At 67.9% G+C, this 23272-nt stretch carries 23 protein-coding genes; 16 read left to right on the plus strand and 7 right to left on the minus strand.

All coding sequences use genetic code 11. From position 1 onward, the window contains the following. Positions 1 to 47: 47 nt before the first annotated feature. Both hisS and truA read left to right on the plus strand, forming a co-directional pair. On the plus strand, positions 48 to 1364 hold the full coding sequence (gene hisS, locus P0D77_RS04290) for a histidine--tRNA ligase (protein ID WP_277554956.1): 1317 nt from the start codon (positions 48 to 50) through the stop codon (positions 1362 to 1364). 3 nt (positions 1365 to 1367) lie between these two features. Continuing rightward, entirely contained in the window at positions 1368 to 2204 is an 837-nt protein-coding gene (gene truA, locus P0D77_RS04295) for a tRNA pseudouridine(38-40) synthase TruA (RefSeq protein WP_277554957.1), read from the plus strand. A gap of 3 nt (positions 2205 to 2207) precedes the next feature. Here truA and P0D77_RS04300 read toward each other — a convergent pair whose 3' ends face one another. Next, positions 2208 to 3536 (minus strand): M28 family metallopeptidase, encoded by a 1329-nt coding sequence (locus P0D77_RS04300; protein ID WP_277554958.1) that lies wholly within the window; start codon positions 3534 to 3536, stop codon positions 2208 to 2210. 248 nt (positions 3537 to 3784) lie between these two features. On the opposite strand from P0D77_RS04300, the gene P0D77_RS04305 reads away from it, so the two are divergent. The 7 genes from P0D77_RS04305 (at position 3785) to P0D77_RS04335 (ending at position 11322) form a co-directional block, all read left to right on the plus strand. Then, a complete protein-coding gene (locus tag P0D77_RS04305; protein WP_277554961.1) occupies positions 3785 to 4954 on the plus strand; it encodes a methyltransferase domain-containing protein in 1170 nt (389 codons plus the stop codon). Between the two features lie 111 nt (positions 4955 to 5065). Continuing rightward, positions 5066 to 6868: an oligoendopeptidase F gene (gene pepF / locus P0D77_RS04310; protein ID WP_277554962.1), complete on the plus strand. Its 1803-nt coding sequence runs from the start codon at positions 5066 to 5068 to the stop codon at positions 6866 to 6868. A gap of 159 nt (positions 6869 to 7027) precedes the next feature. Continuing rightward, complete coding sequence (locus P0D77_RS04315) at positions 7028 to 7891, plus strand: S49 family peptidase (RefSeq protein WP_277554963.1); 864 nt, start codon at positions 7028 to 7030, stop codon at positions 7889 to 7891. Further along, positions 7881 to 8861 carry a motility-associated ABC transporter substrate-binding family protein gene (locus P0D77_RS04320; protein WP_277554964.1) on the plus strand — a complete coding sequence of 327 codons (981 nt, stop codon included), beginning with the start codon at positions 7881 to 7883 and terminating at the stop codon, positions 8859 to 8861. Before P0D77_RS04315 ends, P0D77_RS04320 begins: the two co-directional genes overlap by 11 nt. A 145-nt stretch (positions 8862 to 9006) precedes the next feature. Then, on the plus strand, positions 9007 to 10242 hold the full coding sequence (gene pan2, locus P0D77_RS04325) for a proteasome-activating nucleotidase Pan2 (protein ID WP_277554965.1): 1236 nt from the start codon (positions 9007 to 9009) through the stop codon (positions 10240 to 10242). Positions 10243 to 10319: 77 nt separating this feature from the next. Beyond that, on the plus strand, positions 10320 to 10802 hold the full coding sequence (locus P0D77_RS04330) for a pyruvoyl-dependent arginine decarboxylase (RefSeq protein WP_277554966.1): 483 nt from the start codon (positions 10320 to 10322) through the stop codon (positions 10800 to 10802). A 139-nt stretch (positions 10803 to 10941) separates the two neighbouring features. Beyond that, on the plus strand, positions 10942 to 11322 hold the full coding sequence (locus tag P0D77_RS04335) for a DUF5811 family protein (RefSeq protein ID WP_277554967.1): 381 nt from the start codon (positions 10942 to 10944) through the stop codon (positions 11320 to 11322). A gap of 161 nt (positions 11323 to 11483) precedes the next feature. Here P0D77_RS04335 and infB read toward each other — a convergent pair whose 3' ends face one another. Together infB and P0D77_RS04345 are read right to left on the minus strand one after the other, a co-directional pair. Then, positions 11484 to 13304 (minus strand): translation initiation factor IF-2, encoded by a 1821-nt coding sequence (infB, locus tag P0D77_RS04340; protein WP_277554968.1) that lies wholly within the window; start codon positions 13302 to 13304, stop codon positions 11484 to 11486. A gap of 65 nt (positions 13305 to 13369) precedes the next feature. Next, the gene (locus P0D77_RS04345; protein WP_277554969.1) at positions 13370 to 14824 is read right to left on the minus strand and encodes a hypothetical protein; all 1455 of its coding nucleotides are present in this window, start codon (positions 14822 to 14824) and stop codon (positions 13370 to 13372) included. A 222-nt stretch (positions 14825 to 15046) separates the two neighbouring features. Here P0D77_RS04345 and P0D77_RS04350 point away from each other — a divergent pair, with 222 nt between their 5' ends. Together P0D77_RS04350 and P0D77_RS04355 are read left to right on the plus strand one after the other, a co-directional pair. After that, positions 15047 to 15292, plus strand: a complete 246-nt coding sequence (locus tag P0D77_RS04350) for a PRC-barrel domain-containing protein (protein ID WP_277554971.1) — start codon at positions 15047 to 15049, stop codon at positions 15290 to 15292. After that, the gene (locus P0D77_RS04355; protein WP_277554972.1) at positions 15292 to 15750 is read left to right on the plus strand and encodes an NOB1 family endonuclease; all 459 of its coding nucleotides are present in this window, start codon (positions 15292 to 15294) and stop codon (positions 15748 to 15750) included. Before P0D77_RS04350 ends, P0D77_RS04355 begins: the two co-directional genes overlap by 1 nt. 128 nt (positions 15751 to 15878) lie before the next feature. Here the strand turns inward: P0D77_RS04355 and P0D77_RS04360 are convergent, their stop codons facing one another. Further along, positions 15879 to 16619, minus strand: coding sequence for a CPBP family intramembrane glutamic endopeptidase (locus tag P0D77_RS04360; protein ID WP_277554973.1), 741 nt, complete (start codon positions 16617 to 16619; stop codon positions 15879 to 15881). 1 nt (position 16620) lies between these two features. Then, the gene (locus P0D77_RS04365; protein WP_277554974.1) at positions 16621 to 17904 is read right to left on the minus strand and encodes a phosphoglucose isomerase-related protein; all 1284 of its coding nucleotides are present in this window, start codon (positions 17902 to 17904) and stop codon (positions 16621 to 16623) included. 113 nt (positions 17905 to 18017) lie between these two features. Between P0D77_RS04365 and P0D77_RS04370 the strand changes: the two genes are divergently transcribed. Both P0D77_RS04370 and P0D77_RS04375 read left to right on the plus strand, forming a co-directional pair. Continuing rightward, positions 18018 to 18530 carry a DUF8056 family protein gene (locus P0D77_RS04370; protein WP_277554976.1) on the plus strand — a complete coding sequence of 171 codons (513 nt, stop codon included), beginning with the start codon at positions 18018 to 18020 and terminating at the stop codon, positions 18528 to 18530. A gap of 230 nt (positions 18531 to 18760) precedes the next feature. Further along, positions 18761 to 19324, plus strand: coding sequence for a DUF5812 family protein (locus P0D77_RS04375; protein ID WP_277554977.1), 564 nt, complete (start codon positions 18761 to 18763; stop codon positions 19322 to 19324). A 217-nt stretch (positions 19325 to 19541) separates the two neighbouring features. On the opposite strand, the gene P0D77_RS04380 is transcribed toward P0D77_RS04375, so the two are convergent. Both P0D77_RS04380 and P0D77_RS04385 read right to left on the minus strand, forming a co-directional pair. Further along, positions 19542 to 19739, minus strand: coding sequence for a glycine zipper domain-containing protein (locus tag P0D77_RS04380; protein WP_277554978.1), 198 nt, complete (start codon positions 19737 to 19739; stop codon positions 19542 to 19544). Between the two features lie 71 nt (positions 19740 to 19810). Beyond that, positions 19811 to 20131: a DUF7968 family protein gene (locus P0D77_RS04385; protein ID WP_277554980.1), complete on the minus strand. Its 321-nt coding sequence runs from the start codon at positions 20129 to 20131 to the stop codon at positions 19811 to 19813. Positions 20132 to 20439: 308 nt separating this feature from the next. On the opposite strand from P0D77_RS04385, the gene secF reads away from it, so the two are divergent. From secF to P0D77_RS04400, 3 genes are all read left to right on the plus strand, one after another. After that, positions 20440 to 21318: a protein translocase subunit SecF gene (gene secF, locus P0D77_RS04390; protein WP_277554981.1), complete on the plus strand. Its 879-nt coding sequence runs from the start codon at positions 20440 to 20442 to the stop codon at positions 21316 to 21318. After that, entirely contained in the window at positions 21315 to 22880 is a 1566-nt protein-coding gene (locus tag P0D77_RS04395) for a preprotein translocase subunit SecD (protein ID WP_277554982.1), read from the plus strand. Before secF ends, P0D77_RS04395 begins: the two co-directional genes overlap by 4 nt. A 68-nt stretch (positions 22881 to 22948) precedes the next feature. After that, complete coding sequence (locus P0D77_RS04400) at positions 22949 to 23272, plus strand: hypothetical protein (RefSeq protein WP_277554983.1); 324 nt, start codon at positions 22949 to 22951, stop codon at positions 23270 to 23272.

Here is a 23272-nt window from a genome sequence, read left to right on the forward strand (position 1 = left end):
ACTGGAACCACGGGGGTTAATTCCCCGGCCACGCGAGGATGCTGACAATGCCTACCTACGACCGCCTGAAGGGGTTCCGCGACTTCTACCCCCCCGAGATGGCCGTCCGCCGCGAGGTGACCGACACGCTGGAGTCGGTCGCCCGGCGCTACGGCTTCCGTGAGATCGACACCCCGCGACTCGAACCGGCCGAGATGTGGACGGACAAGTCCGGCGACGACATCGTCGACGAACTGTACGCCTTCGAGGACCACGGCGGCCGCCACGTCACGCTCTCGCCGGAACTGACGCCGACGGTCGCGCGGATGTACGCCGCGAAGGCGCAGGAACTGTCCAAGCCGGTCAAGTGGTTCTCCACGCGCCCGTTCTGGCGCTACGAGGCCGTCCAGCAGGGCCGCTTCCGGGAGTTCTATCAGACGAACATCGACATCTTCGGCTCCGCCGAACCCGAGGCCGACGCGGAAGTGCTCGCCACGGCCGCGGACGCCCTCACCGAACTGGGGCTGACCGCCGACGACTTCGAGTTCCGCGTCAGCCACCGTGACATCCTCGGCGCACTCCTCCGCTCGTTCGACGCCGACGTGCAGGTGACGCAGGCAATCCGCGCGGTCGACAAATCCGAGAAGGTCGACGAGAACGAGTACCTCGACCTCCTCCACGACGCCGGCCTCGGCTACGACGAGGCGCGGGAGTTCGACGCTCTCCTCGCGGTCGACGACCCCGCGAACCTCGACGAACTCACCGACTTCGCGCCCGACTCCGCGGAACTCGCGGACGCCGTCGACAACCTCCGCGCTGTCCTCGCGGCCGCCGACGACTTCGGCGTCGGTGAGATCTGCGACCTGTCGCTTCGCACCGCCCGCGGCCTCGACTACTACACTGGGGCCGTCTTCGAGTGCTTCGACGCGACCGGCGAGATTGGGCGCTCGGTGTTCGGCGGCGGCCGCTACGACGACCTCATCGAGGACTTCGGCGGCCAACCGACCCCCGCCGTCGGCGTCGCGCCCGGCCACGCGCCGCTTGGCCTTCTCTTGGAGCGCGCCGGTGTCGCACCCGACGCAGCCATCGAAACGGACTACTACGTGCTCCAGGTGGGCGACACGCGCCCAGTCGCCGCCCGAATCGCCCGCGACTTGCGCACCCAAGGTCACGTCGTCGAGTCGGACGTCTCCGGGCGGAGTTTCGGCGCGCAGTTGGGGTACGCCGACTCCATCAACGCCGAGACGGTCGTCATCGTCGGCGAACAGGACCTCGCGAACGACGAGGTGACGGTGAAGGACATGACCAGCGGCGACGAGACGACCGCGCCGGTCGACGCGTTCCCCGGCGACCACGACCGCCCGACGTACGACGATTTCGCGTAGGCCGTGCCCACTCGCCGCGCGTACCGCGTCGCCTACGACGGCCGCTCGTACTTCGGATTCCAGCGGCAACCCGATGTGCCGACCGTCGAAGGGACCCTCCTCGACGCCCTCCGAGCGCTCGGCGTCGTCGAACACGGAGCGGACACGCCGTCCGGATACGCCGCCGCTGGGCGCACCGACCGGGGCGTTTCCGCCGTCGCGCAGACTGTTGCGTTCGACGCGCCTGATTGGCTGACGCCGAGGGCGTTCTCCAGCGAACTCCCGGGCGGCGTTCGGGTGTGGGCCGACGCTGCGGTCGGCCCGGCGTTTCACGCCACCCACGACGCCGTCCGCCGGACCTACCGCTATCACCTTCACGCGCCCGCCGCCAACCCCGACCGCGCACGCGAGGCGGCCGCGGCGCTGTCGGGCGAACACGAGTTCCACAACCTCACCACGGACCCGCGTGGGCCGCGCACCCGGCGCGACCTCTCGGTGTCGGTCGACCCCGCGAACGACGACTGCCTCACGCTCACCGTCGCCGCCGGCGGCTTTCCTCGGGAGTTCGTCCGGCGACTCGCGACGGTCGTTCGCGGCGTCGCCGTCGGAGAGACGGACCTCGACAGAGTCGAGGAAGTCCTCGGCGAGGAGAAACTCTCGGGACCGCGCGGCGTCGCGCCCGCGCCACCGGACCCACTCGTCCTCGCAGACGTGACCTATCCCGGCGTCGAGTTCGAGGCAGATCCGGTGGCGGTCGAACCACTGCAGGAGGTGTTTCGCGAACGGCGCATCACGGCGCTGTCGCGGGCCCGCGTGTTCGGCGACGTCGTCGAGATGGCGACAGTCGACGACGACGCCTGACGCTTACTCCCAGTCGTCGGGCCACAGCCCCGCCGCCTTCATCCCCGGTTCGAAGTCGGCGTCGCGGAACGCTTCCTCCAAGTCGTAGACATCGAGCGGCGGTACTTCCGTCCCCTCGTCGGCGAGTTCGCGGACCAGTAGCGCGGTGAGCACGCCGTGTTCGCGGATACAGCGGTCGTCCACCTTGTCGCGGGTGTCGGCGTGGGTGTGGCCCCACCCGCGACCGCGTTCGCCGCTGTCGGAGTGAAGTTGCAGCGACGCCACGCCGCGCCGGACGAACGGCCATTGATCGGAGAACGGGTGCGGTTCCTCGTGGACGTCGATCGGTTGGCGGGTCGCGTCGCTCACGCGGTGGGCTACGTCGGCGGTCGCCGCCGAGGTGTGTGCCATCGCGACCAGGTCGCGGAACCGACCTGCGCCGTCGACGTTGACGACGCTTTTGATCGAGTCGATGTCGGTCGTCGCCGCGAGGTGTTCCGACCCGAGCAGGCCCGTCTCCTCACAGCCGACGGCAGCGAAGCGCACCCCGATGTCGAGGTCGGCGGCCGCGAGGACGCGCGCGGCGACGACGAGCGTCGCGATGCCACAGCCGTTGTCGAGTGCGCCCTCGCTGATGTCGTGGCCGTCGTAGTGGGCGACCACGAGGATCGACTGGTCGGTGTCGGGGCCGGTCCGCGCGAGGACGTTCTGTGACTCGCCGGGGACGGTCTCGGCGTCGACGGTCAGTTCCACCATTCCACCCTCTCCAGCGTACTCGGTGAGCCACGCACCCGTCTCCTTGCTCACACCGACTGCGGGGATTTCGGCCTCCTCGCCGAACGTGAGCGATCCGGTCGGCGGCAACTGGCCGGGGACGTGGTTGACGAAGATGAACGCCTCCGCACCTGCCTCCGCCGCCGCGCCGAACTTCTCCATCCGGTGGATGAACCGCGAGTCGCCCGGCGTCGTCGTCGAGGCGACGGCGACCTTCCCCTCGACGTCGACGGCGTCGATCTCGTCGGGCGTGCCGTAGCCCACGTCGACCAACTCGCCGGCGACCTCGCCCGCCGGACAGTACGGCAACGCGATGGCGTCGAATGCGCGTTCGGCGGGCGCGGTGAGACGAAGCGTCGTCTCGCCGCGGTGCCACGCGGGCGCCTCGAAGGTGTCCTGCCGGACGCGAGAGAGGCCGGCGTCGCGGAACGCACGCTCGACGATGTCGGCCGCGCGTTGCTCGCCCTCACTGGCGGCCATTCGGCTTCCCAGCGCGGTCAGGTCGGTGATGAACCCCCAGGGGTCGGTGTCGGTCCACGCCCGCCCGACCGCCGCGGCGATGTCGTCGTCCAGATCCATACGGTGACGACTCGAAGCGACGGCAAAAACCCGGCGGGGTGTCGGGCGAGCGGTCCAGTCTCCGATTTCGCCCCGTCGAGTCAGGTACGCCGTCGTCCGAGGTTCGGGGAGCGCACTGGCCGACTGATTCCCAGATTTCGTCCGATCGTCCACATTTGCTATTGCGGTATATGCTTTATTCAATTATCCAACACTTTTGGTCGCGCATCGCGTAGTATCGCTATGTACCTGCAGGGGGGCGATGACTGATGCCGGTCGTACCCGGCCTATTCGAGCGACTCGCGTTCCGGGCGAACCTCGCGCCGTCGGCCATTCTCGACGTCCACGGTGGGGCGTCGTTGCACGCGGCGGCGCTGGCGGATGAACTCGGCGTGTTCACGGCGCTCGACCGGCCGCGGACGCCGTCGACGCTAGCGGCGGCGCTCGACGTGGACGAGACGGCGCTTCGGACGCTGCTCGATTCGCTCGTCGCGGTGGGGTATCTCGCCCGCGACGGCGACGAGTACCGGCGGACCCGCGCGACCACGCGGTGGCTCACCCCAGACGGCGAGGCGAACCTCGCGCCGTTCCTCCGCTTCTGGGTCGACGTGGTCCTCCCGTACTGGCGCGACCACGCCACCCGCGCCGTCCGCGAGGGCGACCCCGGCGAGACGCTGTACGAGTGGCTCGGCGACGACGAGGAGGCGTGGGCGACGACGCAGGCCGGCTTCCGGTCGTCGGCGTCGCTGTTGCTCGACCCGGTCGCCGACGAACTCGGCGACGTCGAGGGGCTTCGAGTTCTCGACTTGGGCGGCGGCCACGGTGCGTACGCGGTCGAACTCGCACGGCGAGGCGCCGACGTGACGCTCGTCGACCACCCCGCCGCGCTGACGACGGCCCGCGAAGCCGCCGCCGAGGCGGGTGTCGACGTCGACATCGTTGGGGGTGACTACCTGACGGCCGACCTGTGGGCCCGACTCGACGCGCCCGTTGCCGACCCTCCAGAGCGGGTTCCTGCCGACGCGCCGGTCGACGCGCGAGGCGGCGCCACCGCTGGCGGGGATGGCCCAACTAGGGGAGCGCGTGAGGGTGACGCTGGTGACGCTGGTGACGCTGGCTACGACGTGGTCCTCCTGTTCAACGTCCTCCACGGCCACACGCCCGACGAGTCGGCGTTTCTGCTCGCCCGCGCGAGCGGAGTGCTCGCGCCCGGCGGCCGCGTGGTCGTCCTCGACCAGTTCGACGCTGACGGGCCGACGAACCTCGCGGACATCGGCGTCGCCCTCCTCGACCTCACCTACCTCGTCACGCTCGGCGGCGGAACCCCCGATGTCGACGCGGTCAATCGCCACCTCGGCGACGCTGGCCTCGTCGTCGCCGGGTCGCGGACGTTCCGCCGTGCGCCCGGCGTCCGTCTCGTCACCGCCGACCGGGCCTGAGCGGGCGCCATTCGGGCGCGCCACGACGGTCGCGACGACCGCGTCGGATCGCCACGCCGTCGGCGGGTCGTGTTGGCAAGACTTACCATCGCGCACTCGCTGGGTCGGGTAATGAGTTCGGTACCCGAGCGATCCGACATCGACGAGGAGTACAAGTGGAGCATCGACTCCATCTACGCCGACGACGAGGCGTGGGAAGCCGCCTACGAGGACTGCGAGGAGCGGCTCGACGACCTCCGCGCGTACGAGGGGCGTGCCGCCGAGAGCGCGGCCACCCTCCGGGAGTTGCTCGACACCTACGAGGCGGTGTTCCGCGAGGTGGCGAAGGTGACGTCGTACGCGCAACTGCGCTCGAACGAGGACACTCGCGACCAGGAGTACCAGGCGATGTCGTCGAAGGCACAGGCGCTGTCGGCGGAAGCATCCAGCGCGTCGAGTTACCTCGAACCGGAACTGCAGGAACTCGACTGGGCGGAGGTCGAGGCGATGATCGAGGAGGAACCGGCGCTCGCGGAGTACGAGCACTTCCTCGACGACATCCTGCGGATGAAACCCCACACGCGGTCGGCGGAGGTCGAGGAACTCCTCGCGGATCTGAGTGAGGTCACGGGCGCGGCGGGCGAGGCGTACTCGATGCTGTCGAACGCGGATATGACGTTCCCGACCGTTGAGGACCCTGACGGTGAGGACGTCGAAATCTCACAGGGCAACTTCACCACCCTGCTCCAGAAGCCGGATCGGGAGTTCCGCCAGCGCGTTCACGAGGAGTTCTACGGCGAGTGGAAGACCGTCCGGAATACGGTGGGAACGACGCTCGCGAAGAGCGTCAAGAAGGACGTGAAGATGGCGCAAGCGCGCAACTACGACACCGCCCGTGCGGCGGCACTCGACGGCCCGAACGTCCCCGTCGAGGTGTACGACACGCTCGTCGACACCGTCCGCGACAACCTCGACTCGCTGGGTCGCCACGCCGACCTGAAGCGAAAGGCGCTCGGCGTCGACACGCTGGAGATGTGGGACCTGTACATGTCGCTGACGGGCGACGAGGGCCCCGACATCTCCTACGAGGAGGCGAAAGAGCACGTCGTCGAGGCGGTCGCACCGCTGGGCGAGGCGTACCAAGAGCGGATGGCCGAGGGCCTGGAGTCGCGCTGGGTCGACGTGTACGAGAACCGCGGGAAGCGCTCGGGTGCCTACTCCGCGGGGACGTACGACACCCAGCCGTTCATCATGATGAACTACCAGGACGACGTGTCCTCGATGTACACGCTGGCGCACGAACTGGGCCACTCGATGCACTCGGAGTTGGCGAAGAACGCCCAGCCGTGGCAGTACGCCGACTACGAGATTTTCGTCGCCGAGGTCGCCTCGACGGTCAACGAGACGCTGCTGACGAAGCACCTGCTGGAGAACGCCGAGTCGGACGAACTGCGCGTCCACGCCCTCGACCAGTACCTCGAACGCTTCCGGTCGACGCTGTTCCGGCAGACGATGTTCGCGGCGTTCGAGCAGGCCATCCACGAGCACGACGAGGCGGGCAAGCCGCTCACGCCCGACGCGTTCGACGAGTTGTACGGCGACCTGAAGGCGGAGTTCTACGGCCACGCCGACGCGAACGTCGACGACCACATCCGCCGCGAGTGGATGCGGATTCCCCACTTCTACTACAATTTCTACGTCTACCAGTACTCGACGGGTATCTCGGCGGCCGCGGCCATCGTCGACCGCATCGAACAGGAGGGCGAAGTCGCCGCCGAGGAGTACCGCGCGGCGCTTCGCGCGGGCGGCGCGGAGTACCCAATCGACGTCCTCGACATCGCGGGCATCGATATGACGAGCAGCGACCCCATCGAGTCGGCCATCTCGGTGTACGACGACTACCTCGACGAGGCCGAGTCGCTACTGGAGCTGTAGCCCTCCGAACAGGTACTCTCCGCCCGTTCTCTCTCGCTGTTCGTCGTGGTTTTGGATCCACCTCGACGCCGTACCTGTGTTCGCTCGCTCTGCGTTCTTGACTGACCGTTCAGTATATATCGGATGAATTAAGCAAAGGTGCCGAAACCTACGGACGCAATGCCCTCTCAATCAGGCCCGTCGAGCAGGTCGATCCTCCTGGTCGTCGTGGTCGCAGCCCTCCTCACGAGTGCCGTGCTCGCGCCGATGGCGTATCGGTCGACGAGCGGCCCCGAGGGATCTGTCATGGTCGTCTCCATCGGCAGTTCCATCTCTGGGTCTTCGGTCGACGAGGCCGTCGCCCACCTGCGCGACGCGCGTACCGACGACTCGATCGAGGCGGTCGTACTGAAGATGGACAGCCCAGGCGGGTCGGCCGCCCAGAGTGAACGGCTCTATATGGCCGTCGAACGCACCGCGGCGGAGATGCCCGTCGTCTCGAGCGTGCAAGGGATGGCGGCCTCCGGCGGCTACTACGCCGTCGCGCCGACCGACCGAATCTTCACGCTTCCGGCCGCGGAGGTCGGTTCTATCGGCGTGATCGCCACCGCTCCGCAGGACGTCCCAGCTAGCTATATCCGGAGCGGTCCGGACAAGGCGTCCGGCCGTACCGACCAGACCCGCCGTGAGGTCGAGGAACTCCAGTCGGCGTTCGTCGAGAGCGTCCTGAAACACCGCGACCTGAACATCAGCCGCACCGAACTCGAACACGCGAAGACGTACATCGGAATGCGTGCGGTCGAGAACGGTCTCGCCGACGAGATCGGGACGACCGCCGACGCCGTCGACTACGCCGCCAGCGAGGCCGGACTCGACAGCTACGACGTGGTCCGCCGCGAGGCGACCCCTGCACAGGGTACACTCCTGCTGGAGGAGAGCCCGAACGGGACCGTCGTGCTCTCGGAGTCGACCGATCCCCCGTACCGCTACTACATGATCGTCGGCGAACCCGCCGACGAGGTGGTGATCTACAATGCAAGCTAATCCCCTCCGACTCGCCGGAACCTTCCTGCTCGTCGTCGTCGTCATCGTCGGCACGGCAGCGGCCGTTCCGCTCGTGACGAGCCAGCAGACCCCCGCACCGACGCAACTCGACAACCCGCAGTTCCAGCCCGGCAACGCCCTCATCGACGGAGCACCGGAAGACGGAGCCATCGAGATGGAGGCCGACGCCGAGCCGAAGACGGTGGTCATCGACGCCGGGCACGGCAGTCGCCCCGCGGCCGAGGACATCGATCCGCTCGTCTCGGCGCTCGTCTCGAACGGGCACACCGTCGAGTTCTACGACCCGCAGGCGGACCGACGCGCGACGCTGAACGCCTCGCTGCGTGAGGCCGACGCCTTCGTGACGATCGCCCCGACTCGTCGTTACACAGACGGCGAACTCGACGGCATCGCGGCGTTCACCGACGCGGGCGGCCGACTCGCCGTCCTCTCTGACCCCGCGAGCACGGGTGGCCTCGCCGGACTCCTCGGCGGCTTGCTCGGCATCTCGACCGGTTCTAGCGGGCCGTCCACGACTGGCCTCTCCTCGCAGTACGGGATGGAGTTCCAAGCCGGCTACCTGTACGAGACAGACTCCGACCGGAACTACGCGGCTGTCTCCGCGTCCGGCGCTGCGGGGTCGCTCGGCGACGGCGTCGAGAATGCCGTCCTCCGGGACGCTGCGCCCGTCGTCGCGGGCCCCGAGGCGAGCGTCGCACTCACCAGTAGCGACGGGACGACGCTGTCGACGAGTCGTCGCGACGGCAGTTATCCCGTCGCCGCCCAGCACGGAAACGCGACGATCATCGGCGACACGGACTTCCTCACGCCCGACGACGCCTACCGCGGCGACAACGAGGTGCTGATCGGTAACCTCGCGGACTTCCTCGTCTCCGGCGAGAAGTCGCCCGAGGACGCCCCATCGACGCCGACGGGGCCCGGATCTGGTCCGCCCCCGGGCGGCGCCTGAGAACCGACACCCTCCCACTTTCTTCGCGCTCTATCCGCCCAGCAGCGGCACGATGTGAGTGACACTGGAGTGGTGTCGTCGCCCGAGGCGAACGCTCCCGCCACCCAAAGCCCCTTTACTCGCGGTTCCTAAGCGAAGCCAAGAAATGTCTCGTAGCCCGTCCCTCCCCGACCGGCCTCGTCTCGATCTGGACCCAGATATGAGTGAGGCCGAACGGCTGGAGGCACTTCGCAAGCACTTCGAACGTATCGTCCAAGTGAACGAGGAACTGGACGAACGCCTCGACGAGGCTGAGGGTCGCCGCAGCGACCTTCGCGAGGAGGTCGACGAACTCAAACGCCGCAACGAGGCGCTGAAGACCTCTTCGCTGTATATCGCGACCGTCGAGGAACTCACCGACGACGGTGCGGTGATCAAACAGCACGGCAACAACCAGGAGGTGCTCACCGACCTCTCTCCGCGCCTCGACGACAAACTCGAACCGGGCGACCGCGTCGCCATCAACGACTCGTTCAGCGTCCAGACGGTCCTCGACGACGAGACCGACTCGCGGGCGCAGGCAATGGAGGTCGACGCCTCCCCGGAGGTCACCTACGCCGACATCGGCGGCATCGACGAACAGGTGCGCGAGGTGCGCGAGGCCGTCGAGGATCCGCTCATCAACGCCGAGCAGTTCCGCGAAGTGGGGATCCAGCCACCGAGTGGCGTCCTCCTGCACGGGCCGCCCGGCACGGGGAAGACGATGCTCGCGAAGGCCGTCGCCAACGAGACCGACGCGACGTTCATCAAGATGGCTGGCTCGGAGTTGGTCCAGAAGTTCATCGGCGAGGGTGCCCGCCTCGTGCGCGACTTGTTCGACCTGGCGGGCGAGCGTGAACCGGCAGTCATCTTCATTGACGAAATCGACGCCGTCGCCGCCAAGCGCACCGACTCGAAGACCTCCGGCGACGCCGAGGTCCAGCGGACGATGATGCAACTCCTCTCGGAGATGGACGGCTTCGACGACCGCGGCGAGGTGCGGATTATGGCCGCGACCAACCGCTTCGACATGCTCGACGACGCCATCCTCCGTCCCGGCCGCTTCGACCGCCTCATCGAGGTGCCCAAGCCTGGCCCCGAGGGACGCGTGCGCATCCTCGAGATCCACACCGCCGATATGTCCGTCGAAGACGACGTCGACTTCGCGGATCTGGCGGCGGACCTGGACGACTACTCCGGCGCAGATATCGCCGCCCTCGCTACGGAGGCGGGGATGTTCGCCATCCGCGACGACCGGACGACCGTCTGCCGCGCGGACTTCGATCAGGCCCGCGAGAAGATCGAGACCGACACCGAAGGGCCGGTGTTCAACGACGGCGAGTTCGGTCGCTACCAGTACTGAACCGGCGGCCACCGAGCGACTGACGCCGCTGGGACGCGATCCGACACCCACTTTCCTGCCGCCCGTCCTCATCCGATATGGACATTCACATCGCCGACGGCGTCGGTCACGGCCCGACCGAACTGGCCGCCTACGACGCCGCCCTCGCCGACGCCGGCGTCGGCGATTTTAACCTCGTCACCGTCTCCTCGGTCGTCCCCGCTGACGCCACGATTCGCGTCGTCGGGACCGCGCCGGACCTCGGCCCCGCCGGGAATCGCTTGACCGTCGTGCAGGCACACGCCGCCGCCTCGCCCGACGACGCCCACGAGACGGACGGCGTCACCGCCTGTCTCGGCTGGGCGACCGGCCCTGGCCCCGGCCTGTTCTACGAGGCCGACGGCACGGACGCCGACGCCGCCCGCCGAACCGTTCGAGAGGGACTCGACGCCGGGCGCGACCTGCGCGACTGGACGTTCGACGCCGAGGAGACGTGCTGTGCGACCGTCGAGACCGACGAATCGGCGTACGCCGCGGCGGTCGTCGTCGCCGCCTACGGTGAGAGCGAACCCATCGCGTGACGTGCGACGGGTGCGCGAGTCAAGCGACCGCCGGCATCGCGGCGCGTCGTCGTGGCGCGTCCCCGCGCCGAACAGTGGTTTCAGCCGACAGATCGCCGACGGTTTTATACACGGACCACCCATATCAAAGCCGTATCTGATGAACGGCAACAACCCCTATGCGGGGGCTCCAGGCGTCGTCGAGGCGGGTCGTCCCGAGGAAATCGACCTCACGTCCGACCAGAAGGACGCACTCCGCCAGGCGGTCGCCACCATCGTCACACGCACTGAATCGTATCTCCCCGACGGCTACGCTGTCGGCTCCGAACTCTCCTACGGGAGCAACGGCCCACAGGCGACTGTCGCCGTCCAACCGCCTATCGGGCACGCCGTCAGCGCCGGCTTCTCGCCGGACATCGAGGACATCGAGGCGGGCCTCGACGACGCCGACCGCGACGAGGTGGCGAAGGGCCTCGCCGCCAGCGCCGCCGTCCAGGTGATGTCCGCCGTCGGCGACGACGTCGAACCGACCGCGCGATAACCGCCGCCGACCGCTGTCGGTTTCTGCGTGCTTCGACTCGGAGCAGTCGCTGCTGACCGATCCGATCGAATCTCCGATTCTCACTCCCGTCTTGCGCTTTTACCTGCTATCGACAACCCGAGAAAACCACTACCAGTACCGGCGAATCGGAGACTGAGCGTCTACTTCCCCCAGAAGGGGTCGGTCTTTCGACGCTTCTCCAGATACGCCTTTAGCGCCTCGATTTCGTCGGCGCGGATCTCCGAGGCGAGTTCCTGTTCGAGGATCTTCGCGTGTTTCTCGGGCAGTTCGATCCACAGTTCGTCGCCCTCCTCGATCTGACGGCCGACGGTCGGGCCGTCGATGGCGATAGAGACGCGTTCGCCCGCCTGTGCGCTGTCTACGTCGTCGCCCTGATGCTGGATGCCCGAGAGCGTGCCGACGCGCTTGGGGTCGCTCCCTTCGAACTTCGCGACCGCGCGGTTGTTCTGGACCGTCCCGGAGACGACCTCCACGCCGACGACGGCGGGATCGTTCTGTCGGAAGGTGTGGTCCTGCAGGATGCGGAAGCGCGCGGGCTTGGTGATCTTGTCGAGGACGTTCTCCTGTTGTGCCCGTTCGAGTTCGTCGACGTACTCCTCGTACTCTTCGACGAGTTGGTAGATGACGTCGTCGTCGAACAGGCGCACGCCCGTCCGATCGAGCGCTTCTTCGGCGTCCGGGAGGACGTCGACGTTGAACCCGAGGATCACCTGGTGTTTCTCCTCGTTGGCGGTCTGCGCGACGGTCACGTCGCGCGGCGCGATGTCGCCGACCTCCGCACGGAGGATGGGCACCTCTGCCTCCTCCAAGGCGTTGGCCATCGCCTCTAGACTGCCGAGGGTGTCGGCCTTCACGACGACGCCGTCTTCGGCGGTGTCGACCTCGATCTTCGCGAGTTCCTTGCGGACCTCCGCTTTGACCGCGTCCACGTCGTCGCCGCGAACGACGCGAACGGGTGCGCCGGACATCGCCTCGTCGAGGTCGGGGGCGGCGATTTTGACACCTGCTGCGGCCCGAACCTCGTCCACTCGTTCGAACCGCTTCTCGGTCCGAATCTCGGCGTTGGGTCGCGGCTGGAGGAGCGCCCGGACCTCGGTGACGATGGGTTCGTCGCGGCCGCCGACGACGATGGTGTCGCCCTCGCGGACGACGCCGTCGTACAGCACCACGTCGAGCGTCGCGCCGAAGCCGCGTTCGTCTTTCACTTCGAGGACGGTACCGACGCCGGGACCGCTCACGTCGACGGACATCTCGGACTTCATATATCGCTGGGACAGGCCCATCAGAACGGTCAGCAGGTCCGGGATACCCTCCATCGTGAGCGCGGAGACGGGGACGACCCCGATGTTGGACTGGAAGTCTTGCACGCGCCAGTAGAAGTCGGCGGAGAACCCGGCCGACGAGAGGTCGCCGATGAGTTCGTACAGGTTCTCGTTGAGACGCGACTCCGCCCGGTCGGACTGCTTCTCCAGCGACTTCTGGATCGGCTCGCCCTCTTGCGGATTCCAGCCGGGAGTCGTGTCCACCTTGTTGGCGGCGACGACGAACGGCGTGCCGGTGCGTTTGAGGATGTTGATGGCCTCCTCGGTCTGTGGCTGGAAGCCGTCGTTCACGTCGACGACGAGCACTGCGATGTCCGCGAGTGCGCCGCCGCGCGAGCGCAGCGTCGAGAAGGAGTGGTGGCCCGGCGTGTCGATGAACAGGAGACCGGGCAGGTCGAAGTCGGTCGGGTCGACGAGTGCGCCCGCCATCTCGGAGATAGTCTCCAGCGGAACGGCCGTCGCGCCGATGTGCTGGGTGATGGCGCCCGCCTCGCCCTCCTGGACGGCGGAGCCGCGAATCCGGTCGAGCAGCGTCGTCTTGCCGTGGTCGACGTGGCCGAGGACCGCGACGATGGGGGTGCGGAGCGCACCCGATCCGGTGTCGGCGTCGGCCTCGGCGTCTGTGTTGGTGTCTGACATCGGAGAATCACCGAGAGAAGTCTCGTTGTCGGTGAAAACCGGCGGTCGAAGTTACCTGTTTCGACTCACCGAGAGCGGCGACGAGCGAGCAGCATCGTCGCGCCCGCGACGGCCGCCGTGAGGGCGACTAGAACACCGAAACCGGGGCCCTTCGTGCTCGTCGTGCCGACCGGCGTCTCGGTCCGACTCGCGCCGTCGGTCGTGGACTCACCCTCAGACGACGCCGTCACGGCGTTCGTCGCCGTCGTCGTCTGCGGGAGCGCCCGCGCCGTGTCCGTGCCGTTGGTTGCGGTCGCGTTCCCTGCCCCCAGCACAGTGACCGTCACGGTCGCGTTCGCACCTGTGTCGGGAGCGGTTAGCGTGAGGGTGTATGTGCCCGGATCGAGGGCGGTTTCGTCGACCGAGCGGGACGCTTCGCCACCGGACACGTTGAGGACGACGCGGCCGTCGCTCGCCCTCGCGGTCGGGAACGCCGCGAGAAGGTCCTCCCGTGAGAGCGCGTCGCTCTCGACGGCGAGACGGAACGACCGGCGGTTCGACGCCAGCCGAACGGTCGTGCCGTTCGCGACGGCGTCGAGGCGCTGTCGTGCGATCGCGACGCGGTAGACGGTCGGGCCGTTGCGGCGTTCCAGTCGATACACGCCGGGCGACAGCGTCGTCGTGTTCACGAACACCGCGTGGTCGGAGGAGGTGAACGCACCGAGGTTGTCGCCGTCGGGCGAGCGCAACACGTAGGGCGTGTCGCCGTCGACGCGGAACCGGAGTACCTGTCCGCGGTAGCGCACGTCGCGGCTCTCGACGTCGACCGCGTCCGCGCGCTCGGACCGAGCGACGACGAGGTTGTCGTCGGGGGACTTCGGTCCGGATTCCTCGTCGGTCGACGCGACCACCTCGAACGTGCCCAGCACCTCCTCACCGTCGTCAGTCCGAACCGCGTACCAGCCGAGTCGGAGTTCGCTCGTGTCGACTCTGACGGTCCCGTCGTCGACACCAGGGTACATCGCGTAGTTCCACTCGAAGACGGGCACGACCTCGTAGGACTCGCTGGAGTCGACGTCGACCGTCACCACCGTCCCGCGCTCGTAGCGGGCCCCCGCTTGGAGGGATACGCTCGGACCGTTGGCTCCGTCGTCGGCCCGGTCGTTCGCGGGTTCGGTGGTAGTTGTTGGGTTGACCTCGACGGTGAAGCGGTACACCACGTCGTCGCCGTCGGACGGCAGGAGAACGTACTCGCCGGGGTCGACTCCTTCGGTGTCGACGGTGACGGTTCCGTTCTCGGCGGCCAGTTGAGCCACGAGCGCCCGGTCGTCGGCGGTACGGAGTTCGTAGGTGTCGTTCGTCTCCACGTCGAACAGCACGGTCGCGGGCTTGTGGTACGTCCCGTCGTTCTCTCCGTCGACGAACTCGGTGTCGGCGTCGACGACTCGGTCCGGCTGCACGAGAGCGCCGACCGGGCCCGCCGCGCTCGCGACGACGAGTAGCGTGGTGACTGCCAGGAGGAGGGGAATCGAGCGGGGCATACGCCGACGTCGCGGGCGCACTGAAATAATCTTTTTCCTGACAGGTGTGCGACGCTGCAGAGTGGGCCGACCGACTCGCACGGATCGGTCGGCTCTCGGTGCTCCGATCGCGCCGCAGTCTTCCGGTTCTATCCGGTGACTCGTCCCGGGGCGAACGTGTTCGTCTGCCTCGCGTCCGACGCCAGCGTGGCGTTTATGCCTGTCCGGTCAGTCAGCGACGATATGGCAGACATCCTCGCCGAGAACCTCTCGGGCAAGGCCGTCATGGGGTCGGACGGCACCGAGTTGGGAATGCTGTACAACATCACGATGGACCTGAAGACGGGGTCGCTGTCGGATCTGCTCGTCACGCCGAACGAGGAACTCTCGCCGGCGCAGGTGCCGTTCGACCGCGACGAGTCCGGGCGCTTCCACGTCCCCGTCTCGAACGTGCAGGCCGTCAAAGACTACATCGTCGTCACTACGTAATGGAAGTCCTCGACTCCTCGGCGTTCATCCACGGCTACGACAGCGACGAGCAAGCCGCCTCCATCCCCGCCGTCCAGTCGGAACTCACCGGCGAGACGGCGCTTCGCTTCGACGCCGAACAGGGTGCCGGGATGCACATCCACGTCCCCGGCGAGGGTGCGGTCGGGCGCGTCCGCCGCGCCGCCGACGAGACGGGTGACCTCGAAACACTGTCCGACACGGACCTCCGCCTCCTCGCGGCGGCGTTCGAACTCGACGCGACGCTCGTCACCGACGACTACGCGATGCAGAACGTCGCCGAACGCCTCGACGTGCGGGTTCGCGTCATCGCCCGCGACGGCATCGACGAACAGCGAGACTGGCAGTTCCAGTGTGCTGGCTGTGGCCGGACGTTCGACGAGAACCACGACCGCTGTCCAATCTGTGGCAGCGACCTCTCGCGCAAGAACCCCGCCTGAGCGGGACGTGGTCGGATCGCGAACCGAATCCGATCCACACGAGTTCTCCAATTCTCTGTGCTGTCTATCGGTTTCTCTGTACGTTGATCAGAAGTTCAAACCGCAAGACGTCGCCGGAAATCGGAGAGTTAGAACCCGCTGGCCGAGAGGTACTGCATCACGTACTGGACCGCGTTGTACGCACCGTGGACGACGATTGGGACGACGAGGTTGTCTGTGTACTCGTAGGCGACGCCGAGGCCGATGCCGAGCAGTGCCGCGACGGCGACGTACACCAGTCGTTCGGCGGGCGTTCCGGTGCCCGCGAGGTAGTGCAGGAGGCCGAACAGCAGCGACGCACCGACGATAGCGCCGCCTGGACCGAGCGCACGGCCGAGTTCGCCTTGGACGACGCCCCTGAACAGGAGTTCCTCGCCGACGGCGACAGTGAGGAACGACAACGGCACCATCGCCAAGAAGTACAGCGGCGGGTTCGACAGCACCCGATTCGTGCTCGGTGTCAGACCGACCGCGGCGAAGGCTGCGAGGATGGCGTACCCAGCGCCCAACAGCGCGACCGATCCGACGACGATGACGGCGACGTCGTGCCGCGTCGGCCGCCGAACCCGCAACAGGTCCATATCGCCGGCGTACAGCAGGAAGAGGAGGCCGGCGACGGCGAACCCCGCGGCGTTGCCGATGGTCTCGAACACCGCCGTCGCCGCCGACTCCGCGGCGAATCCGAGCACCAGCGCCGCCTCACCGAGGAGCGGTGTGAGCGTCGACGCGGCGAGGACGCCCGCGACGACCGCGAGCAGCGCCTGTCCGCTCCGGAGGAGGAGCGCCCGCGCGTCGACGGACCCCCCCGGGGGCCCCAGGTCGACGTTCACCTCACCGCACCTCCAGCCGCCGTTTGTCGGTCACCGCGTCGGCCTCGTCGAACTCGCCGCCGCCGAGGAGGCCGCGTGCGGCCTTCTTCCCCCACTCGACGGCTGGCTGAGTGAACGTCTCCACGTCCGCGAGTTCGCCGTAGAGCACACAGGCCGCTTCCATCCCGTACAGCAACTCACCCAGGCCGTGTTCGTCGACCCGGTCGATTTCGATCCGGACGTTCTCGCGCCCGGCGGCCGCGAGACTCGCCTCTGTCGCGCGGAACTCGGCGTCGAGCAACTCTCCGAGCGACGACCCGCCGAGGTACGACAGCCCCTCTAGATCCGTCTCGGGGATGGCGCGGTCGTCGGCCTCGCGGGGGCGCACGAGCGTCACGAGTTTGTCGGCCGGCCCGGCGCGGTACAACTGCAACTGGCTGTGCTGGTCGGTCGCGCCGAGCGCTCGTGCGGGCGTCTGGCCGCCGCCATCCTTCCCGAGCGACTCGGCCCACAACTGCGCGAACCACTCGGCGAACCGCTCCAGCGACTCGGCGTACGGCATCACGGCGTTCGTGTTCGCGCCGCGTTCGGCGAGCGCGTACGTCGTCGCGCCGTACGCGTACGCTGGCGACTCGAACAGCGACCCCGTGAGACGGTCGGCCTCGGCGGCCGCACCCGAAAGGACCGCGTCGATGTCGACGCCCGCCAGTTCCGCCGCGAACAGGCCGACCGTCGACAGCGCCGAGAACCGCCCGGGAACGCCGTCGGGCACGTCGAGTGCGGGCAGGTCGTGTTGGTCGGCCATCGCACGGAGATTGCCCGCCTCGCCGGTCGTGACGACGGTTCGCTCGGTCCAGTCGACGCCCGCCGCCTCCATCGCCTCGCGGACGACGAGGAAGTTCGAGAGCGTCTCGGCGGTCGTCCCCGAGCGAGAGACGACGTTGACGACCGTCGCCGAGAGGTCGACATCTGCAAGGATACTCGACACCCACTCGGGGTCGACGTTGTCGAGGTAGCGGCAGTCGAGGCCGTCGCCGAGGGCGTCGGTCAGCGTCGCCGCGCCGAGTGCGCTCCCGCCGATGCCGACGGTGAGGAGGTGGTCGGGGTCGAAGCCGGCGGCCGCCGTCCGAATCGCGTCGGGGTCGCACGTCTCGGGGAGGTTCAACGCGGCGTAGCCGTGTTCGGCGTCGGCGCGGCCACGTTCGATCCGTTCGTGTGCGTCGGCGACGCGGTCGTCGAGGGCGTCGAGGGCGTCGCGGTCGAGGCCAAGGTCGCCGTCGAGCGCGTTCCCGATGTCGACGTTCATGCCCCAAAGGCCGTCCCCCTGCGGCAAAACCCTGCCGTCCAGGTGCGTCGCGACCGCGCGGGTGCTCGGCCGGTGACGCGCCGTTTAACCCCGCCGCGCCCCAACGCCCACCGATGACCGACGGCGAGGCCACGGCCGACGGATCGACCGCCACGGAGTCGGCCACCGCCGACCGCGCTGACGAGGGGTATCGCGGCGTCTTCGGGGCCTTCCCGTACGCCTTCCGCGCGACCGACTCGCTGCTGTGCAAGTCGTACGTCGCGCTCGGCGGCCTCGCAGCCCTGCTGTTGACGCTGCTGTTCGGCCTCGCGCTCGTCACGCTGTTCGGCGCGACCGCGCAGGCCCGCTTCTCTATCGTTCGGGCGTTCTACGTCCTCGTCGGCCTCGGCGCGGTCGGCCCCGCCATCACTCCCATCCTCCTCGTCGCACGGTCGCACCGCCGCGGAGAGACGCGCAAGCGGGGATACGACGCGGGTCTCGCGCTCGCGGGCTACGTCTTCCTCGCGTCACTGTACGCGAGCGCGGCCGTCGGGGCCGAGGCGACGCCGCTCCCGGCGGTCGCCGGCCTCGCGTTCCCGGCAGTCGGGGGGGTCCTCATCGCCGCCGCGCACTACCTCCGTCGCTGAGGCGGTCGCTCGCTGCTCGTCGATTCTTCGACTCGTCTCGTTCGTTCGGGGTGTTCACTCTCCTCCGGCGTGTTTGGAGCCCTCGTTTGCTTCGCTCACTCGGCCTCGCTGGTTCTGTGAGCGGAGCGGCACAGGACCGCTCCGCCGTGGCTCGAGGCCTCGTTCGCTTCGCTCACTCGGCCTCGCTCGTCACGAAACCCGGAAAAGGCCGGACCGCCTATCGGGGCGCAATGACCGACAACGACCCCGATCACTCGGAGATGGACGCCATCCGCGACGCACTCGCGGACGCGACCGGCGGCGACGCCGGGCCCGCCGACACCAGCGACGGTGAGAAGGAGGGCACGTTCCTCGTCACCCACGCGGACGACGGCTCCGCCGTTCTGCGCGACATCGCCTCCGGGCAGGTGCACACGCTCTCGTCGAACCCCGGCGTCGCGGAGGGCAACGCCGTCGAAGGCGTCGTCGCACCTGACCCACCGATGAACGTCTCGTGGCAACTCGTCGAGGTCCACGAACGCCGTGAGATCACTATCGAGCGCAGCGAAGAACCACCCACCCAGCAGTCGCTCGACATCGCCGCCGACCAGGCCGTCGGCGACCTCACCCGCCGCGACCGCGCGGGGACGGGCGAACTGCACGTCATCACGGTCCCCGAAGACCAGACCGACCAAGCCGTCGACGACGTCCTCGCCGACGAGGACACCAGCCGAACCCGTGCCGCACGCCTCGGCGTCCGGCGCGTCGAAGTTCGCTCCGCTCCTGGCGTCGTTGTCGTGCGCTATATGCCCTGAACGGCGACTAGAACCCGTTTTTCACTCGATTCAGACGGTTCGGCCACGACGGCAGACCGCTCTTCGGACTCACTCGTAAACTAGATAACGCGATATCGAATCGCTCCGACTCGTCGAACACCGTCCCTGGAAGAACTGGTTGTCTATCGGCGGTACCGGTCGCTTCGGGCGAATCGCGCCGCTCGTCGCTCGATACGGCGGACGCAGCCGTCGTCGCTTACGTGTCGTCTGACAGTTCGGACGAGAACGCGACGCCGAACGCGATTCCGACGCCGAGACCGATTGGAAGCCAAAGCGCGAGGTCACCGAAGGAGACGCCGATAGCCGTTCCGAACGCCATCCCCATTCCGAGCCCAAGCGCAAGGCCGCGTCCCGTCAACACCGTCTCCGCCGATTCGCTGGTCTCCTCGACCATACCTCACGCTCGGTTAGTGTCGAGATAACTCTCCCGCCGCGGCACAGCGGTAGACCGGACCTGTCGCAACCTTACTCGCTGGGTCCGGCGGCCGACTGCACGCGCCACCCGCCTTCGACCGCACCGGCACGTTCGACCAGTTCAATCAGGGTGTCGTCGCCGACGCGAGTACCGCCCTCGACGGCTTCGACTCGGAAGGTCAGATCCAGCGAGTCCCCACAACAGCCCACGTCGACGAACTCCTCGCGTTCGTCGCCGACACGCGGTTCCGTGAGCATCCGTCGGAGGTATCCCCGATACCGCTCCGTGTCGATCTGGGACCGACCCCAGTCGCTGAGGCCGTCAGGAAACGACAGCACCACTCGCGTCGCCGCTGGTCGTTCGTCGCTCATTAGCCGTGGGTACGCGTGCGCGACACATCGACCTATCGCCCGATTGTGCCGGCGGCGCGAAACCGCCGTTCTGTCGGATGTGGGCGGATTCAGGGCCGTCTCGATAGCCTATCGCTACGGAACGATTCCCGATTTCGTATCGCGTAGTTCGATTTATCGCCAGGGCGTCCACGTACTGGCACTCGCCGAGAGACGACCGGCGTGCGGCGAGGAGACGTGGCTCAGCGGTCGATACGGTGAGAGAACGGCTGAAACGCCGATAGTCTCGAAGAAGAAGGCTTATTCGACGCGCGTGGGGACCGGCACCTATGGCTCGATTCGAGGTACCGGAAGTCGATTACACCCGGTACGACAACCGGCAACTCGCCGCGGTTCCGCTGGCGGTGTTGGCCGTGGCCCTCCTCGTCATCGGCGGCGCGTACGTGACGACGGGGGCCCCGGTCGACCCGGGACTCGACTTCACCGGCGGGACGGAACTCCGTCTCGCCGTCGACGCGCCGAGCGACGAACAGGCACGCAACCAGATCGCGTCGGCGTTCACCGCGACGCCGGATAGCGTCCAACAGGTAGGCGGCGGCGACGTGTACGTCGTCACCTTCGAGGCGACAGAGGCGGAGACGGGCGAACTCGAAGCGCAGGCCGAACAGGCCGGCTTCGAGATTCGCTCTATCGACGCGGTGTCGGCCAGTTTCGGCTCCGACACGCAGCGACTCGCGCTCATCGGTATCGTCGTCGCGTTCGGCGGGATGGCGCTGCTGGTGTTCGCGATGTTCCGGACGTTCGTCCCCAGCATCGCCGTCGTCGTCTCGGCGTTCTCCGACATCGCCATCCCGGTGGCGCTGATGAACCTCTTCGGCATCGAACTCACGCTCGGGACGGTCGCCGCACTCCTGATGCTCATCGGTTACTCCGTCGACTCCGACATCCTGCTGAACAACCACGTGTTGCGTCGCTCGGGTGACTTCTACGAGTCGACGTACCGGGCGATGCGAACCGGTGTGACGATGACGCTCACCTCGCTGGCTGCGATGGCCGTGATGGCCGTCGTCGCCTCGGTGTTCGGCATCGGACTGCTCGCCAGCATCGGGATTATCCTCGTGTTCGGCCTCGCGGCTGACCTGATGAACACCTACCTGCTGAACGTCTCGCTGCTTCGCTGGTACAAGTACGAGGGGGTGGCACGATGAGCACCTGGGAGGACCTCAAGAGCAACTGGCGAGTCGTCTTGCTCGTCTTTATGCTCGTGTTGTCGACGGTGTTCCTGTTCGCGCCCGCCTTCGCCAGCACGGACGGCGCGGCGGCCGCCCAAGAGAACCCGACCAATCTGAAGTACGGTCTCCAACTCTCGGGCGGGACGCGCGTTCGCGCTCCGCTGCAGGGTGTAACCGCCGAGGGCGTCGACTTCGGCGGCGACGACGCCGCCCAGGTGGAACGAGCGGTCGCCGGGCAACTCGCGACCGCCGACAGTTCCGACGTCATCGCACGACAGACCACGCAGACCGGCGGGACCGTTGAGTTGGTGACGGAAAACGCCACGACACAGCAGTTATCGTCGGCGCTCGACGGCGCGGGCTACGAGTACGAGACGGTCCGTGACGGCGTCACCGAGACGACGCGCGAGCAGACGGTCGAGGTGTTACGCTCGAAAATTAACGCCGCCGGTCTCTCCGGTGGGACCGTGCGGACCGTCGAGACCATCTCTAACGAGCACTTCGTCCTCATCGAGGTGCCCAACCAGGACCGCAGCGAGGTCGTCGACCTCGTGAACTCCCGCGGGACGGTCCGCATCGCCGCGTACCACCCGGTGACGGAGAACAACACGACGCAGTACGTCAACACGACCGTCATCACGCAAGAGGACTTCCAAACGGTCGGGACCGCCCAGCAGGGCGAACGCGGCCCCGGCCCGCACGTCCCCGTCTCGGTGAAGACGAGTGAGGCAGAACGCGTCCAGCAACTGTACGTCGACACCGGCGTCGCGAGCGTAGGCGGCACCGACTGTACCTACAGCGATAGTCCGGAGTCGACGGAGCCGTGTATCCTCGTCATCCGCGACGGCAACGTCGTCTCCTCGTTCGGGATGGACGCCGGTCTCGCGCAGTCGATGCGCAACGGCGAGTGGGCGAACGACCCGCAGTTCATCCTCGTGACCGGCTCGTTCGAACGCGCGCAGGCGGTCAGCATCGACCTCCGCGCCGGTGCGCTCCCGGCCTCGCTGGCGCTCGACGAGGGGACCGCCTCCTCTATCAGCGCCACACAGGGTGACAACTTCAAGCGCGACTCGCTGATCATCGGGCTGCTCGCGGTGTTCACCGTCGCGGGCGTCGTGTTCCTCCGCTACGGGCGGCCACAGGTTGCCGCGCCGATGGTCGTCACGGCGCTGTCGGAGGTGGTCGTGCTCCTCGGGTTCGCGGCGTTCATCAACTACCCGCTGGACCTGTCGGTCATCGCCGGGTTCATCGCCGTCATCGGGACCGGGGTCGACGACCTCGTCATCATCGCCGACGAGGTGATGGCCGAGGGCGACGTCAACTCCCGGCGCGTGTTCGAATCGCGCTTCCGCAAGGCGTTCTGGGTCATCGGCGCCGCGGCGGCGACGACCATCATCGCGATGTCGCCGCTGGCCGTCCTCTCGCTGGGCGACCTGCAGGGCTTCGCCATCTTCACCATCCTCGGTGTCCTCGTCGGGGTCCTCATCACGCGCCCCGCGTACGGTGACATCCTGCGCGTCCTGCTGACCGACCGCTGACTGTCTGTCGCAGTTCGCGTCGTCGTCCCCGCCGAACGCTTTTCTCGCCGCGCCGCGTCGCCGCGAGCGTGCCCTCCACCGAATCGGACGACGGCGACCAGATCGACAGCGATCGACCCGACGACCTGGACCGAACCGACCTCACGGCCGAGGAGGTCGAACGCATCGCTCGCCGCGTCGCACGCGAGGAGTTCGACCGACGCTCGCGGCCGTCGCTGCTGACGCCGCTCGCGGGCGCACTCGTCGGGTTCACGGTCCTGTTGCCGCTGTTGGGACTGGTCACCGTGACGCTCCTCGACGCTGGCGTGCCGATCCAGGTCGTCGCCGTCGCGGCGCTGGTGGCAGCGGGAGCGCTCGTCGCCTACGGCTGGCGGTTGCCGCCGTTCCGCTGA

The sequence above is a fragment of the Halobaculum limi genome, from assembly GCF_029490015.1.
In the GTDB taxonomy this organism is placed as follows: domain Archaea; phylum Halobacteriota; class Halobacteria; order Halobacteriales; family Haloferacaceae; genus Halobaculum; species Halobaculum limi.